This window comes from Maribacter halichondriae, from assembly GCF_027474825.1.
In the GTDB taxonomy this organism is placed as follows: Bacteria; Bacteroidota; Bacteroidia; order Flavobacteriales; family Flavobacteriaceae; genus Meishania; species Meishania halichondriae.
Map to the genome: position 1 here is coordinate 217,216 of NZ_CP107030.1, position 14,518 is coordinate 231,733.

Genomic DNA, 14,518 nt, shown 5'->3' on the forward strand with positions numbered 1-14,518 from the left:
TCCATCAATTCTGCATGGCCTTCCAAACCCGCTGCGGAGTCAATGGCATTTGTATATCGGCTACCCCTAAATGCGCCAATGCATCGACTACAGCACTCACGACTGCCGGAGTGGATCCAATGGCACCGGCCTCACCTGCTCCTTTTACGCCCAATGGATTATGGGGGCAAGGTGTAACCGTTCTGTCGGTTTCAATGCTTGGCACATCATCTGCACGCGGCATGGCATAGTCCATATAGGATCCGGAAATCATTTGTCCGCCTTCATCGTAGACTACCTCTTCCAGCAATGCCTGACCGATACCCTGTACTACTCCTCCATGAATTTGCCCGTCAACGATCATCGGGTTCATTACGTTGCCCACATCGTCGCAGGCAACAAAACGTTGCAAATCCACTTTACCGGTATCTGGGCAAACTTCGACAACCGCGATATGCGTTCCGAACGGATAGGTGAAATTGGTAGGGTCGTAGAAACTTGAAAAATCAAGTCCAGGTTCCAAACCTTCGGGATAATCGTGAGGTACATAGGCAGTCAATGAAACATCCCCAAATGAAATGGATTTATCCGTTCCTTTGACCGTCCATTTTCCTTCGGCATATTCCAAGTCGCCTTCTGCGGCTTCCAATTTATGGGCTGCGATCTTTGCTCCTTTTTCCAGAACTTTTTCCACACTTTTTACAATGGCGCTACCACCAACTGCAAGACTTCGCGATCCATAGGTACCCATTCCGAAGGCCACTTGATCCGTATCTCCGTGTTCGATTTGAATATCATCCATAGGGATCCCCAATTTATCCGCCACAAATTGTGCGAATACCGTTTCATGACCTTGTCCGTGTGAATGAGAACCTGTTAAAACCTGCACTTTCCCAGTTGGTTGTACGCGTACATGGCCTACTTCGAAAAGTCCGGCCCTGGCTCCTAGAGAACCTACAACGGCAGATGGCGCAATGCCACATCCTTCTATATAAGTAGAAATTCCTACTCCTAGTAATTTTCCATTTTTTCGAGCTTCTTCCTGTTCTTTCCTAAAATCTTCATAGCCCAGCATTTCCAATCCCCTTTTGAGAACTCCCTCATAATTACCACTATCATATTGCAACGCAACTTGGGTTTGGTACCCGGGTTCAGTAGTTCCGTTAAAAGGTGTTATAAAATTCTTGAAGCGTATTTCCGCAGGATCCATATCCATTTCCTTGGCAGCCTTTGAAATAATTCGCTCTAACAAATAGGTAGCCTCGGGTCGACCTGCGCCTCTATAAGCATCCACACAAACGGTATGGGTAAACGGAGCTGTAACGTTCAAATGAATCAAGGGTGTCGTATAAACTCCCTGAAATAAAGTGCCATGTAAATAGGTAGGCACCGCCGGAGCAAAGGTGGAAAGATAAGCTCCCATCGCACAAAATTCATCGGTAAGGTGGGCCACAATTTTTCCGTCTTTGTCAAAACCCATTTTCGATTTCACATGATGATCCCGACCATGTGCATCGGTCAAAAATGCTTCGCTTCTGTCAGATGTCCATTTGACCGGCCTTCCTATTTCCTTAGATATCCATGTTAATAGTGCTTCTTCTGTATAGTGATAAACTTTACTTCCGAAACCGCCGCCAACATCATAGGATACGACCCGGACTTTATGTTCAGGAATTCCTAACACAAAAGCACAAAGTAACAATCGTATCAAATGCGGGTTTTGTGTACTCGTATACAACGTCCATTTATCGCCATTGACATCATAGTCCGCAATATAACTTCTAGGCTCAATGGCATTTGGTGCCAATCGTTGATTGCGATATACCATTTCGGTTACATGATGTGCAGAGGCCAAAGCAGCCTCAACTTCTGCCCTATCGTTACCGATACACCAATCGAAAGCGGCATTGTCATCCCATTCGTCATGTACTTTGGGTGCACCGGCCTCCATTGCTTTTTTAGGACAAGTAACTGCTGGCAAATCCTCATAATCCACAACCACCAACTCCACGGCATCTCGTGCTTGTTCCAAAGTTTCTGCAACCACAATCGCGACTGCTTCGCCCAAATGCCTTATTTTATTGCTGGCCAAAAGTGGATGTTTAGGCTCCCGCATCGTATCGCCATTCTTAAAATCGACCTGCCATCCGCAAGGCACACCATATTCCCCGCAGCCGTCTTTAGCTGTGTAAACCGCTACTACGCCATCAGCTTTTTCAGCTTCAGAAGTATCAATTGAATTAATTTTCGCATGTGCATACGGACTACGAACAAAAGCCGCCTGTGTCATTTTGGGCAATTTGATATCATCAGTATATTTCCCTGCCCCTTTTAGAAAACGGGCATCCTCTCTTCTCTTAATCGGTTTTCCTATAAATGTTTCCATAATTACCCGTTTATTTTCTCAGCGGCATGCTGAATTGATTTGACAATATTGTGGTATCCGGTACAGCGGCAAAAATTACCTTCAAGCCCATGACGAATTTCTTCTTCGGATGGATTCGGATTGTTCTTCAAAATATCTACTGCGGTCATTACCATTCCCGGTGTGCAGAATCCACATTGAAGTCCGTGGTTTTCTTTGAACGCTTCCTGAATCGGATGCATTTGACCATTTTGGGCCATACCCTCGATCGTGGTCACTTCGCAACCATCGACCTGAACTGCCAAAAGTGTACAGGCTTTTGCGGCAGCACCATCGACAGTTACCGTGCACGCACCGCATCCGCTGGTATCGCAGCCGATGTGCGTTCCCGTCAAATCGAGTGTCTCTCTCAGGTATTGCGCAAGGCTGATTCTCGGTTCGACATCATGGGAGTGTTCTTCCCCATTGATCGTTACTGTAATGTTCATATATGTATGATTTAAGTGTTAATCAAAATTTGCAAAAAGAAGATTTTATTGGGACATTCAAGATAAAGAAAATGCGCAGATAAGTTTGATGATTTAAGAACTTTATTTTGAAATTCTTAATCCCTGTTGCTCGAAATTGAAAAATAGATGGAAATTTTCTAAATTAACTGTCGATTCAACAAGTTTCTCTTTTTTTGAATTTGGGAAATGGCCAGTTTCAAACTCTCGAGATTATGGGCCGATGCCAGCACGTCGATATAGGGCAAGGCAGTTTTTAGACCCAGCGCTTCAGGAGAAAAATCGCTACTACCTGCCAAAGGATTTAGCCAAATAACCTTTTTCGATTTTTTGTAAATGGTCTGCATGGCGGTTTGTATTATCTCTGGGCCACCAGTATCCCAACCATCACTGAGAACTAACACGATTGTTTTTTTGTCCAACATACCGTAGCCATGTTCTTGTGTAAAATCGTTGAGACAAGAACCTATGGTCGTTCCCCCAGACCACTGCGGAACCCTGTCCGAAATAATTTCAAAGGCCTTATCAAATTCATGATTATCAAGTATCTCACTAACGCGGTGCAGAGCGGTACTGAAAATGAAGGTCTCGATCTTATCATAGGCATTTTGAAACGCATAGATCAAATGGACAAAAAATCGACTATAGAGTTCCATTGATTTACTAACATCGCAAAGCAATACCAATTTCAATTTCTTTTCCTTTTTTCGCTAAAGCGGATTTCGGTTATCTCGCCCCCTCTGCGCATGTTCGTTCGAATGGTACTTTTAAGATCAATATTTCTATGTCTTTTCGAACTCTTTTTTAAACGGCTTTTTTGATGAGCGATTTTCTTTGCTACTTTTTCAAAAGGCGCATCATCAATTGCATTTCTTCTTGGCTCAAATCGGAAAAATCCTTTCGGGCCAATAGCTCGATATCACTATAGGAGGCAATTTCCTTTTCCTCATCGGAAGCACTAAGGTTCAACCAATTCTTTAGCGATTCGAATTGCGCATCTTTTTTTTGGGCTTCGGATTTTTTGTCCTTTTTTTCTAGTTTGTCTTTTATTTTTGAATCGGTGGCTTTAGCAAGTTCGTATTTGAACTCGGAATAGTATTCGTCAAAATTCGTTCTTTGGAAGGCATTTTTAGATAGAACGGCTTTTAGAGCTTCCCGGAAATAATTTTCAGAATTTATGGGCAAAAAAGAAATAGCTTGTAATGCATCGGCCTCCTCGGCAGGACTTATAGAAAAGCTTTTCTTTCTAAGGAAACGACAAAGCATAACAACATTTCCTGAAATCGAAGTCTGATGTTGGATTAGGTTGGACGGCATGTCTTTATGGTTACTTAAACGCAAAGGACGCAAGGAAAAAAGTGCTTTGGACGCAAGGAATTTTAATTTGCTATAAATTATTTACTACTCTTCTTATTCCGTTTTTGATTAGGGTTACATTGAAATTGATGAGCAATCCTAATTTACAATTTGATAATTTTAGATAAGTTAGTACCAGTGCTAGATGCACATCATTTAATGCTTCTACTGCTTTTACCTCTATAATTACTTTGTTTTCAACAATTAAATCAATTCTATAGCCTACTTCTAATTTTACCTCTTCATAAACTAATGGTAACGGTTTTTGTTTTTCAATACTCAAACCTGTTTTCTTCAACTCATAAAACAAACATTCTTCATAAGCACTTTCCAAAAGTCCAGGACCAAGAGATTTATGAACTTTTAAGGCACAGTCAAAAATTACTTTCGAAATTTCATTTTCAGTCATACATATGAATTTATCTGAAAATTCGTTGCGCCCCTAGCGCCTTCCTAGCGAACTTTGCGGTTAAGTTCAGATGTTTACTTAACCGCAAAGTTCGCAAAGAACTAGTTCATAATTTCCCCTATACGATTCTAGAACTTACCCCCGTCTTCTCCAACAATTCCGAAAGCGCATCCTGCGTATGCCGCATATCTTGCCAATCCTTTAGCACCACGCCCAAGGTTTCCTCGACGATTTTTTTATCCAAATGTTTTAGGTGCATGCTCGATAAGGCTTTTGCCCAATCGATGGTTTCTGAAATTCCGGGAGTCTTTTCTAAACGGAGTTGACGCAGTTCTTTCATAAAAACGCAAATTTGCCTTCCGAGCTCGGCATCGACCTCCGGGACTTTAGTTTTAACGATCGCCAATTCTTTTTCAAACTCGGGATAGTCTATCCACAGATACAGACATCTTCTGCGCAGGGCTTCGGAGAGTTCACGCGTACGATTTCCCGTCAAGATAATCTGGGGTTTATGGGTGGCTTTTATGGTTCCTATTTCAGGGATGGTTACTTGCCAATCAGAAAGAACTTCCAATAAAAAACTTTCGAATTCCTCATCGGCTCGATCCACCTCATCGATTAAAAGAACAGTTTTTTCAGGACTCGTTATCGCCTGAAGAACAGGTCTTTTCAAAAGAAATTTATCCGAAAAAATAGTTTGTTCGAGCGCCTCAATATCCTTCCCTTTTTCTTCCTGCATTTTTAAATACAGCAATTGGTGCTGATAATTCCATTCGTAAAGTGCATGGGTACTGTCTAATCCTTCATAACATTGCAGACGAATCAAATCGGTTTTCAGGGCATTAGCCATCACTTTGGCAATTTCGGTTTTTCCCACTCCGGCAGGACCTTCAACCAGCAAGGGTTTTCCAATTTCATTGCGAGGAATATCGACATGGCGATTCCACCGTCATCAATATAGCCTTGATCTTGCAACATTTTTTGGATTTGGGAAAGCTCGTGGGTTTTCATAAATCTGCAACTTATCATTTACAGTAAAGTTAACGATTAATGCCAAACCGCAAAGGGTGCAAGGGGTTACGCAAGGTTCGCTAAGAATTTTAGCCAACAAGCCCTTGCGCCCTTTTCGCCTTCATTGCGAACCCTGCCTGCCGACAGGCAGGCTTGCGGTTAAACTCTTACGTAACGTGAATTCCAATACTTAAAAAACGAGTATATTTCCATCAAATCAATCTTCAAAGAGCATTTTATGAGTTGGATAAGGACAATTGATTATGATGATGCCAAAGGAAAATTAAAAAGTTTATATAAAAGAGTAAAAGGACCTGATAATAATATAGATAATGTTTTGAAAATTCACAGTCTTCGCCCACATACGCTTGAGGGACATATGGTTTTGTACAAAGCGGTATTGCACCATTCAGGAAACACCTTGTCCAAATGGTATCTGGAAGCTTTGGGGTGCTACGTAGGCCACCTTAACAACTGCGAATATTGCTTTGACCACCATTTTGCAGGACTCCAACGTCTTCTAAATGATGATACGAAATCAAAACAATTTTTAGTAGCTGTTAAGAGAGATGCATTAGATACTTTCTTTGATACAAAATATGCCCGTGGAAGTTCTTATGCTAAAATACTGACGCTGGATGTTCAATCGGTTATCGAAGAAGATTTCAATAGTCTAAAAGAATCAGGATTCTCAGAAGGCGAGATATTAGAAATAAACCAAGTCGTCAGCTATTTCAATTATGTAAATCGAAGTGTAATCGGTTTGGGCGCCAATACAAAAGGAGACATTTTAGGGCTATCCCCAAATCAAAATGATGACCCTGATAATTGGGGGCACTCATAACACCTCCCTTAATCCTTCCTTATTAGGAGGGAAACCGATACTTTTAACTTCGTACCTAAAACTTCGTGCTTCGTACTTCTTAGAGATTATCCAACTGGTTACTGCTTTTATCGTCGCTAATCGTCCAAAAGAAGCCTACGACGAAGAATGCATCGGCAGTAGGCCGTATGGCTCGTCGGTCGAAAATACCATCCACATTAGGGGTATTGGCATATTGATAGCCATTGACGTTCTTAAAGTCGGTGATATTGCTGACGGAAAAAAACAATATTTTCTGTTGTGATATCAAATAGGCCCAATTCACGTTCAGACTGTTGAACGGTTTCGTTTTTTCCGCCAAAAATTCCGGTTTATTCGGATTATCATAAGGTCTGCCCGAACCGTAGTTATAGGAAACCCCGATTTGTGAACGCCAATCGTCGACCCAGTACTTGGTAACGAGTGAAAGGCTATGTGTAGGAGCAAAATTCGGGGTGGCCCTTTCTTGAAAATCACGATAGTCACGTTCTGTGTTCAAATAAGAATACGATGCCCAATAATCAAGATTCTTGATGCTTTTATTATCACGCCAGAAGATATCGATACCTGATGCGTAGCCACCTCCCAAATTGTTGAATTCCGAATTGAATTGGGGCATTTCGGTATCGAATTTTACGAGTGCATCATAGTCCTTATAATAGGCTTCTGCGCGAAATGTCTTTCCATTGGATAAATACTGATAGTTCAAGATATAATGCGATGTCTTTTCAAAATCCAAGCTTTGGTCAAACTTCAGGGACTCACCCAACGGGTTTTGATAAAAATCTCCGTAGGCCAACGAAAATTGCCCGTTTTCACTGCTCTTATACGCCAACGATACCCTTGGTGCCACATTATAATCGGCCAGAAAACTGGAATACTCGCCTCTCACACCCAGCTTCATGGCAAATTTGTTGCTAAAGAAAATATCCCCCTCGGCAAAAGCCGAGCTAAGATTGTCTTGAAAACCGGTATCAAACGAAAAGCCATCAGGAGCAACAAAATTCTCTTGGTAATCCGTTATAAAATGTTCGGCCCCGAAATTCAGTTGAAATCGACTGCTGAAACCTTTCTTGACCTTCACTTTTAAATGTCCGGCAGTTTCATTGGCATTAATGTCATTGGCCTCAAAACCGATGTCATTTCTATCTGATGAAATACTGGCTCCGGCACTTACAGTCCATTCCTTGTCAAAGAAATATTTATACGAAGTATTTGCGTACAGATTACTGTTTTTCAAGCGGAAATTGACAAAATCCTCAAAATTGATATCCTCTTGGTCCAAATCCAGATTTGCTTGATTGAATCCCGTATAGAATTTAAAAATACCCTTGTCCGTGATGCTTCGATAAACCGCCTCCCCTGAAATGGACTCGTAGGGCTTGTTCCAACGGGCACCTTGTTCATTGGGGATAATCCATTGATACGGCGCCAAATTGATGTACTGCGCATTAACACTAAGTGATTTGTTGTCCCAGATTTCCGTTCTTCCGAGACCGGCACCTACGGAAAGTACTGAGATATCGGTCTTTTCTTGGTCGGGTTCATCGGTAGTGTTCAACAACAATACGCTGGAAAGTGCTTGGCCGTATTCCGCAGAATATCCGCCCGTGCTAAAGGTAATCCCTTTAAACAAGAAGGGCGAAAATCGACCTCGGGTGGGAATGTTATTGGCCGTGGCATTAAACGGTTGAAAAACGCGGAGTCCATCAATAAAAACCTGCGTCTCCCCGGCTTGGCCGCCTCGAACAAAGAGCCGGCCATCTTCACTTACCGTTGATGTACCAGGTAGTGTTTGCAAAGCACCCACAAAGTCACCAGCCGCACCAGCGGTGGTAACGATGTCCAAAGGTTTTAAAACGGATACCTTGGAGTTATCCCCCGCTTCAAAAGTTCCGGCGGTGAGCGTTACACCTGACAATTGATTGATAGCCTCCCGGAGTTCGATTTTTAAATCCTTTAAATACGAAATATCGCCAGCCTGCATATAGGTTTCGTAAGAAAGCATCGATACCACCAACGTCTGTGTACCCGTTTCGGTGGTTTCAAAAGAGAAATTACCTTGGTCATCCGAGGAGGCACCATCATAATAACCGTCTAAATAAATGTTGGCACCGATAACGGGGTTTCCATTTTGATCCGAAACCGTTCCGGAGATGGTGGATTGCGCAAAGCATACTAAAGAAGAAAATAAGGCGGTTAAAAGGATTAGTTGTTTATACATGACTGTTCGTTTTTCAAAAGATTGATGCCGCAAATTTGCATCGGTTTGAACGGCCATCATAAAGAAGCCTACCGAACTGTTCAATTTTAGTGATGAATTGCAACGGAGTTTTTAGATTACGGTTCAGTCGCAAAATTGTACGGTTGGGTATGTTGAATTTCAAAGAAGGATAAAAAAGGTGGAGTTTTGACCCATCATAAATAATTAAAACAAAATATCATGAAAAAATTTGCACTATTACTAGGATTAGCTTTTATAGGATTCACGACCAACGCACAAGACGCTTCTGGGTCAACCATCACCGTAACAGTTGAAAACGTATTATCAGATGGCGGCACCATTCTAGCCGGACTGCACACTACAGACACCTTTATGAAAGGTGCAGGGGTTTCAAATGCCATGGCACCGGCCAAAGCGGGTGAGGTCACCTTGACCTTTGAAAACGTGCAACCTGGCGATTATGCCATTATGGTCATGCACGACAAAAACGATAACAAACAAATGGATATGGATACCAACGGCATGCCCCAAGAAAGCTATGCAGCAACCGGCGAAATGAATATGTACGGACCTCCAACCTTTGAGGGTGCCAAGTTCGAAGTGAACGGCGAAGATCAAGAATTCAGGATTCGGTTTTAAGGCCTCCCCAAACCCCTCTGAAGGAGGGGCTTTTTAAAAAGTATTCATCAATCAGAAAATAGAAGGCTCGCCGTTTTACGAGCCTTTTTTGTTTACCGCTTTTGAATACGTTTGCTCATTCGGATTCCAAAGTTGGTGGACCTGTCCGCCTACTGGCGGAAATAGAAAAGAGGGCTTTCGCCCCTTTTCATTTTAAAAATACGTAGACGCTAAGAAAACCGTATGAGTCTTAAGGCAGTATGCCTTCGGTGATTTCTCCAACTCTCGTGACGGGTTAATTGTTTGTCACTAGTGGCACCGCTACCTTTGTGTTTTTGCTTTATATGTTTCATTATTACTTCTTTAGTCAATTCTTGTGATGGGCGCAATAAACGCCCTTATGTACACACTCCCTTAGACGTAAAAAAAGCCAAAATATTACCTTGTTGTGAGAAGTTTAACACTCCGCTAAACCCCATAAAAAAAACCTATAAACTATTTTATATTCTTAGGCCTTAATTCGGCTTTGCTACCGAATGCACCCATCTAAAAAACTATAATGCCAGACCCATAGTACCTGCTCTTAGAATGAATCTTTTGTAGTACTTTGTCAGAATCGGTTGGTTGGAACGATATCGGTCAATTCGTCAAAACGTTTATTGAAGAACACCCAGAACCTGAACCCGAATTGTTAAATGAGATAGACGTTTGACTTTACGGCAATGGCGCTTGGGTTACTTATGAACAACAAGATTCCCTACGTGGCCTAAAATGCGAAACACGACTGATGGAAAAAATACATGGCGAATGGAAAATCGCAGGCATGCAGACGACTATTTATAGGTTTGTGAAGATGAGAAATGAAAAAATCAGTTGCCAGCAATGGTTAAAATTCACCAATGAAAAAGTCGCATTGACTTAATCTACAATCTACCATAACTAAATTGTCAACAACAATTGACTTACACAGCTACCTATTGCTAAAGACTTCATTTGCTTCCTGCCATAGTGGTTTGTTCCATAATCTGTAAATCATCGGTAATTCTAGTTAAAAATACTCCAAAATCATTTTGGCTGATGACACTATTAGAGGAATTTGGAAAAAGTTCCTCCACCGGAAACCTATGATTAAGGTCAATGGTAAATTGATAAAAATCGGTTAGTAACTCCCCCTTGCTATTTAAAATAGGCACCTCTAAAACAACAGGATTTGCAATGGTATTTGCCTGATCAGGAACTATCCAAGGTCGGGCTGAATTAAGAACATCTGGATCGCGCTTTAGGGTAACATCGGTACGAGGTATCCGTTTTTTATTCGTGTACCATTTATTATGAACGGCATTATAGGCGTCATAGGTTTCCTTTGCCGTCTTTACAACGGCTAAACTATCCAATGTTGAACCAATTAGTTTTGTAGCCGCCTCGTTAAAAGGGAGCTTAGAGCGCAATGATTTCATCCCTACGTGAATACCCAGTAAGTTCGAGTACACATCCTCAACCGAAAAACTCGAAAATTTTTCCTTTACAAAAGGAATGGTCGATGCACCGAACCAAGTAGAAATTTCATGCCATAACGAAAAATCGTATGTTATTTTTCCCGCTAAAAGAATACAATCATTATCATCAAACTGTGCCGGTACATTCAAATATAAAGTCTTACGGCCTGCTTCTTTACGCAAATGCAGCACTACTTCACCTTTTCCCCTACTATTTAAAATGACGGCGTATAAATAGCGCGTCCAATCAATATGATCTCGTACGTGACCAATATCGATAAAACCACCTTTGTTGGTATAAATAGTTCCGATGCCTTCACTCTGCTTACCCATATAGCGATGTTCGCCCAAATCATCAACACTGATAACCTGATCAATCTTAACAAATGGCACACCCCATAATTTCAGGTCATAACCAAAAGCACAACATGCTCGAATAATGCGAGGTGGAATTTTGTCTAGATCAACAGCGTCAACATGCTTACTTTGAGCCCGTAGCGTCATAGGGGTAACAAAACCCAATAACATACAGCCTATTACGCTAGTTAATGTTGTTTTATAGCTATTAAATTTCATAGTGCCGGCCGATAACTATTTTAGGTTGTGACGCTTCAGCAAATCAGGATAGAGTTCATCTTCAACCCACATAAAGTTGGGGAATACGTTAATTATTTTTTCATAGCATAATTTGGCCAGCTGTATTTGATCGGTTGCTTCGTATGCTTGCCCTAAAGCGGTCATTGTGTTTATGTACATCCAATTATTGACAACCAGTTCTTGTTTTTCAAAGCTTTCCACCGCCTTTATGTAGTATTGAATTGCCTCTGTCTTATCACCACCAAAAGCTGATGGACGATAATACATTGAGTTTCCTTTTTCAATATTACCTTGAATATTCTCCGGATCCAGTTCGAGAGATTTGTTGATATACTTCATGCTTTTCGGACCTAAGTAAATAGCCTTTAATTTTGAGATACCAATGGTAAACGCAATGTAAGCTCCTTTGTATGCCTGTAGGGTTGCGTTTTCAGGGGATTCCTTTAACAACTTATCAATAATTACCTCTGATTTATCGATGTATTCTTCAGCGGTATCATATTTTTCAGCACCAATTAACCATGCCGTATAACCGTAGTAATAACTGATCAGCTCAAATTGCTCGTCTAAATTATGCTGACTTACATTTTTTTCGCAATTGTTCATTATTTTAAGCCACTTGTCCATTTTACCACGTGAATAGGCTTTGTAAATTGAATCGCGGTAGACAGTTTGAGAAAAACCCCATTGCATTGAAAACAACAAAGTGAACGTTACAAGTACTAATCTTGTAATATGTTGCGTCCTTTCCATATTAACTTTCGCTGTTTATTATTAACGAGACCTTTAATTATTATTATAAGAAATACAATGTGTTGTGGAATTGCCAATACTAAGTTTTGAACAACTGATTGTTGGCTCGCCAAACTTACAAATAATCGAATTGATAAGATGCCAACGGTATATGCGGTTAACCACCATACACCCATATTAAAATAGACGACTAAAGGAGCCATTGTAGTTAAAATTCCAAAAAAAACAGTTGCCAACTTACTATTGCCAAAGAATTGAAATATATTTTTTGTGAATCCGGTAATGGCGGCATCCAACCCAACATACATTCTGCAAGTAATATCGTTATCTCCTAAGCGTGTATCACAGGCGAAGCCTCTTTGTTTAAACAATCTCATAATAGCGATATCTTCTACCCTATGGGATTTACATTTTTCATGAGGCCATATGGCCTTATACGTAACGGATTTAAACATCATGAATTGCCCGTTGGCCGCCGAAAATCTTTCGTTCTTCGACTTTCGAATTAATGAAAGTGGTAGTAAACTCAACAAAATCCAGTTCATTAGGGGTACTGAAATTTTTTCTCCCAAAGATTTGACAATTTGCTTGGGAAATATCGATAACAAGTGAAGGTCGTATTTCTGAAGATGACCAATGCTACGTTTAATCAAGTCTTTTTTGACGCTTACATCTGCATCTAAAAAGAGTACTATATCACCTGTAGCAGCTTTTGCCAATTGATGACATGCATGATTCTTTCCCAACCAACCTTGCGGAAGTTGCTGGCCATTAATTATTTTAATTGTAGGATTAAGTGTTGCCCAATGTTTGACGATACTCTCCGTTTCATCATTGGAATGGTCGTTATAAACAATGATTTCAAGGATCCTGTATTCCAAGGTTGCTAGTTGCTCCAGTAGGGTTCCAATGTTTTCTTCCTCATTACGAGCAGGTATTAAAATTGAAACGGAAGGGGTTGACGTTAAAGAATTTACTTTTGGCAAATAAGCAAACGAAAGATAATTGACAAACGCAACAAGTAACCTAATAATCAGTAAGCTTAAAAGAAAAAAACAGAAATAAATCATGTAGACCCTTGTTTTGTAAAACACACTTCCGCAAAACGATTAAACGCTCGCTCTACATCTTCGGCATTGGTATCGGCGTTTATAGACTGCGTTTCGTAATACACACACAGATCAGGTCTTAGATTGGTTCCATAATTAATAAGGTTGACATTGAACACCAATTGGAAATCATTTTTTGCGTTCTTTAAAAAATATGAAAGTAGGCCTTTTTCAAAAGTAAACTCTCTTGTGTATATGCTTTCGATTTTTCCTTGCGGGAAAAACAGAAAAAGGTTCTCTTTATCTTGTAACAATTCGACAGCATAAGCGAGACTCTCTAAACTAGAACGCCTGCCTTTGCTTATAGAACAAGCGCCTATTTTAGATAACATCATAGTTTTACGCAGCTCTTTCTCAAGCATCATGAAATGAAACCTTCGTTTAAAAACTTTAAGGTTCAATAAGATTTGAATAAAGCCGTCGTAAAACGAAAAATGATTGCTGATCATTAGAATTGGAAACCCTTTATCTTCGTAATGACCAGTGTACCTTACACTCCCAAAAAAAAGCCTATTAATGTTTTGGTATAATACTTAGAAAATTTTACCCAATATTTATTATGATTGGCTCGTATCATTTTTTAATATTGATTGTGAATGGCAATAATTATAAAAAAGCATAATTGGATAAAAAACAACCAGCGAGCAGGTCTGTTGTGCGTATTTATCTTGAACTGTTGAATAGCTCCATTAAATACTAAAGCCAAAAGAAACCAGACCACATAGTTACTAACGGGTGGCTCGTTTTTAGAAAATTGCCACATGTCCATTAAGGGCGCTACTTTCTCAAGTAATATATCATAAAGTACCATCAGCGATGCGGCGCCTACTACAATCGGAATGTTTTTGGTTGTGTATTTAGAGATAATACTATTAGAGGCATAGGTCAAGAAAACCCAGTTAAGGCCAATGACAATGGGTACATCGGCTATTTTGAAACCAAGCCCATTTCCGTACGTATACATGCCAAATATTTTGCTAGTGGCTACACCAATAATTTCGGTTATAAAACTCAGTATAAAAATACTTGCTAAAACTGCAATCGTTTTAATACTCCATTCTTTATGATGTGAAAAGATAGCCACAGCGACCAAGACCAAGGTATAGGGTGTAACTAGAATAAACAATTCATGGGTAAGTGGCAAAAAATATAAAACCAAACCAACACAGTAAAATACGATAAAAGTTATCGGTAGCCCCTCGTTAGCTATGTATTTCATTATCCGATTCATCT

Annotated in this window: 14 protein-coding genes and 1 pseudogene; 3 read left to right on the plus strand and 12 right to left on the minus strand. The window is 40.4% G+C overall.

Annotation, left to right across the window (positions count from 1 at the left end):
- Positions 1-4 precede the first annotated feature (4 nt).
- The 6 genes and pseudogenes from N8A86_RS01010 to N8A86_RS01035 form a co-directional block, all read right to left on the minus strand.
- The gene (locus tag N8A86_RS01010) at positions 5-2,365 is read right to left on the minus strand and encodes a xanthine dehydrogenase family protein molybdopterin-binding subunit (protein WP_273567372.1); all 2,361 of its coding nucleotides are present in this window, start codon (positions 2,363-2,365) and stop codon (positions 5-7) included.
- A gap of 2 nt (positions 2,366-2,367) precedes the next feature.
- Positions 2,368-2,832: a (2Fe-2S)-binding protein gene (locus N8A86_RS01015; RefSeq protein WP_273567373.1), complete on the minus strand. Its 465-nt coding sequence runs from the start codon at positions 2,830-2,832 to the stop codon at positions 2,368-2,370.
- 158 nt (positions 2,833-2,990) lie between these two features.
- Positions 2,991-3,760: pseudogene (locus tag N8A86_RS01020) on the minus strand (vWA domain-containing protein).
- Positions 3,688-4,167, minus strand: a complete 480-nt coding sequence (locus N8A86_RS01025; protein WP_273567375.1) for a hypothetical protein — start codon at positions 4,165-4,167, stop codon at positions 3,688-3,690. Before N8A86_RS01025 ends, N8A86_RS01020 begins: the two are co-directional and overlap by 73 nt.
- Before the next feature lie 70 nt (positions 4,168-4,237).
- A complete protein-coding gene (locus N8A86_RS01030) occupies positions 4,238-4,615 on the minus strand; it encodes a GxxExxY protein (protein WP_273567376.1) in 378 nt (125 codons plus the stop codon).
- 118 nt (positions 4,616-4,733) lie between these two features.
- Positions 4,734-5,516 (minus strand): AAA family ATPase, encoded by a 783-nt coding sequence (locus N8A86_RS01035; protein WP_273567377.1) that lies wholly within the window; start codon positions 5,514-5,516, stop codon positions 4,734-4,736.
- A gap of 348 nt (positions 5,517-5,864) precedes the next feature.
- Here N8A86_RS01035 and N8A86_RS01040 point away from each other — a divergent pair, with 348 nt between their 5' ends.
- Positions 5,865-6,470, plus strand: coding sequence for a carboxymuconolactone decarboxylase family protein (locus tag N8A86_RS01040; RefSeq protein WP_273567378.1), 606 nt, complete (start codon positions 5,865-5,867; stop codon positions 6,468-6,470).
- Positions 6,471-6,549: 79 nt separating this feature from the next.
- Here the strand turns inward: N8A86_RS01040 and N8A86_RS01045 are convergent, their stop codons facing one another.
- On the minus strand, positions 6,550-8,712 hold the full coding sequence (locus tag N8A86_RS01045) for a TonB-dependent receptor (RefSeq protein ID WP_273567379.1): 2,163 nt from the start codon (positions 8,710-8,712) through the stop codon (positions 6,550-6,552).
- Between the two features lie 219 nt (positions 8,713-8,931).
- Between N8A86_RS01045 and N8A86_RS01050 the strand changes: the two genes are divergently transcribed.
- Both N8A86_RS01050 and N8A86_RS01055 read left to right on the plus strand, forming a co-directional pair.
- The gene (locus tag N8A86_RS01050; RefSeq protein WP_273567380.1) at positions 8,932-9,351 is read left to right on the plus strand and encodes a DUF2141 domain-containing protein; all 420 of its coding nucleotides are present in this window, start codon (positions 8,932-8,934) and stop codon (positions 9,349-9,351) included.
- 766 nt (positions 9,352-10,117) lie between these two features.
- Positions 10,118-10,252, plus strand: a complete 135-nt coding sequence (locus tag N8A86_RS01055) for a hypothetical protein (protein ID WP_273567381.1) — start codon at positions 10,118-10,120, stop codon at positions 10,250-10,252.
- Between the two features lie 67 nt (positions 10,253-10,319).
- On the opposite strand, the gene N8A86_RS01060 is transcribed toward N8A86_RS01055, so the two are convergent.
- The 5 genes from N8A86_RS01060 to N8A86_RS01080 all read right to left on the minus strand — a co-directional run bounded on the left by N8A86_RS01060 (position 10,320) and on the right by N8A86_RS01080 (position 14,504).
- Positions 10,320-11,402 carry a DUF4056 domain-containing protein gene (locus N8A86_RS01060; RefSeq protein WP_337251711.1) on the minus strand — a complete coding sequence of 361 codons (1,083 nt, stop codon included), beginning with the start codon at positions 11,400-11,402 and terminating at the stop codon, positions 10,320-10,322.
- Positions 11,403-11,417: 15 nt separating this feature from the next.
- Positions 11,418-12,128: a tetratricopeptide repeat protein gene (locus N8A86_RS01065; RefSeq protein ID WP_273567382.1), complete on the minus strand. Its 711-nt coding sequence runs from the start codon at positions 12,126-12,128 to the stop codon at positions 11,418-11,420.
- A gap of 17 nt (positions 12,129-12,145) precedes the next feature.
- The gene (locus tag N8A86_RS01070; RefSeq protein ID WP_273567383.1) at positions 12,146-13,246 is read right to left on the minus strand and encodes a glycosyltransferase family 2 protein; all 1,101 of its coding nucleotides are present in this window, start codon (positions 13,244-13,246) and stop codon (positions 12,146-12,148) included.
- Entirely contained in the window at positions 13,243-13,803 is a 561-nt protein-coding gene (locus N8A86_RS01075) for a 1-acyl-sn-glycerol-3-phosphate acyltransferase (RefSeq protein ID WP_273568999.1), read from the minus strand. The genes N8A86_RS01070 and N8A86_RS01075 overlap by 4 nt, the downstream gene beginning before the upstream one ends.
- Positions 13,804-13,865: 62 nt before the next feature.
- Entirely contained in the window at positions 13,866-14,504 is a 639-nt protein-coding gene (locus N8A86_RS01080) for a carotenoid biosynthesis protein (RefSeq protein ID WP_273567384.1), read from the minus strand.
- Positions 14,505-14,518: the final 14 nt, after the last annotated feature.

What these genes read in the sequence shown, in the direction of transcription:
- N8A86_RS01070 (WP_273567383.1), bottom strand. Translation starts at nt 13,246, where the DNA reads ATGATTTATTTCTGTTTTTTTCTTTTAAGCTTACTGATTATTAGGTTA.
- N8A86_RS01040 (WP_273567378.1), top strand. Translation starts at nt 5,865, where the DNA reads ATGAGTTGGATAAGGACAATTGATTATGATGATGCCAAAGGAAAATTA.
- N8A86_RS01060 (WP_337251711.1), bottom strand. Translation starts at nt 11,402, where the DNA reads ATGAAATTTAATAGCTATAAAACAACATTAACTAGCGTAATAGGCTGT.
- N8A86_RS01055 (WP_273567381.1), top strand. Translation starts at nt 10,118, where the DNA reads ATGGAAAAAATACATGGCGAATGGAAAATCGCAGGCATGCAGACGACT.
- N8A86_RS01050 (WP_273567380.1), top strand. Translation starts at nt 8,932, where the DNA reads ATGAAAAAATTTGCACTATTACTAGGATTAGCTTTTATAGGATTCACG.
- N8A86_RS01025 (WP_273567375.1), bottom strand. Translation starts at nt 4,167, where the DNA reads ATGCCGTCCAACCTAATCCAACATCAGACTTCGATTTCAGGAAATGTT.
- N8A86_RS01030 (WP_273567376.1), bottom strand. Translation starts at nt 4,615, where the DNA reads ATGACTGAAAATGAAATTTCGAAAGTAATTTTTGACTGTGCCTTAAAA.
- N8A86_RS01015 (WP_273567373.1), bottom strand. Translation starts at nt 2,832, where the DNA reads ATGAACATTACAGTAACGATCAATGGGGAAGAACACTCCCATGATGTC.
- N8A86_RS01080 (WP_273567384.1), bottom strand. Translation starts at nt 14,504, where the DNA reads ATGAAATACATAGCTAACGAGGGGCTACCGATAACTTTTATCGTATTT.
- N8A86_RS01010 (WP_273567372.1), bottom strand. Translation starts at nt 2,365, where the DNA reads ATGGAAACATTTATAGGAAAACCGATTAAGAGAAGAGAGGATGCCCGT.
- N8A86_RS01045 (WP_273567379.1), bottom strand. Translation starts at nt 8,712, where the DNA reads ATGTATAAACAACTAATCCTTTTAACCGCCTTATTTTCTTCTTTAGTA.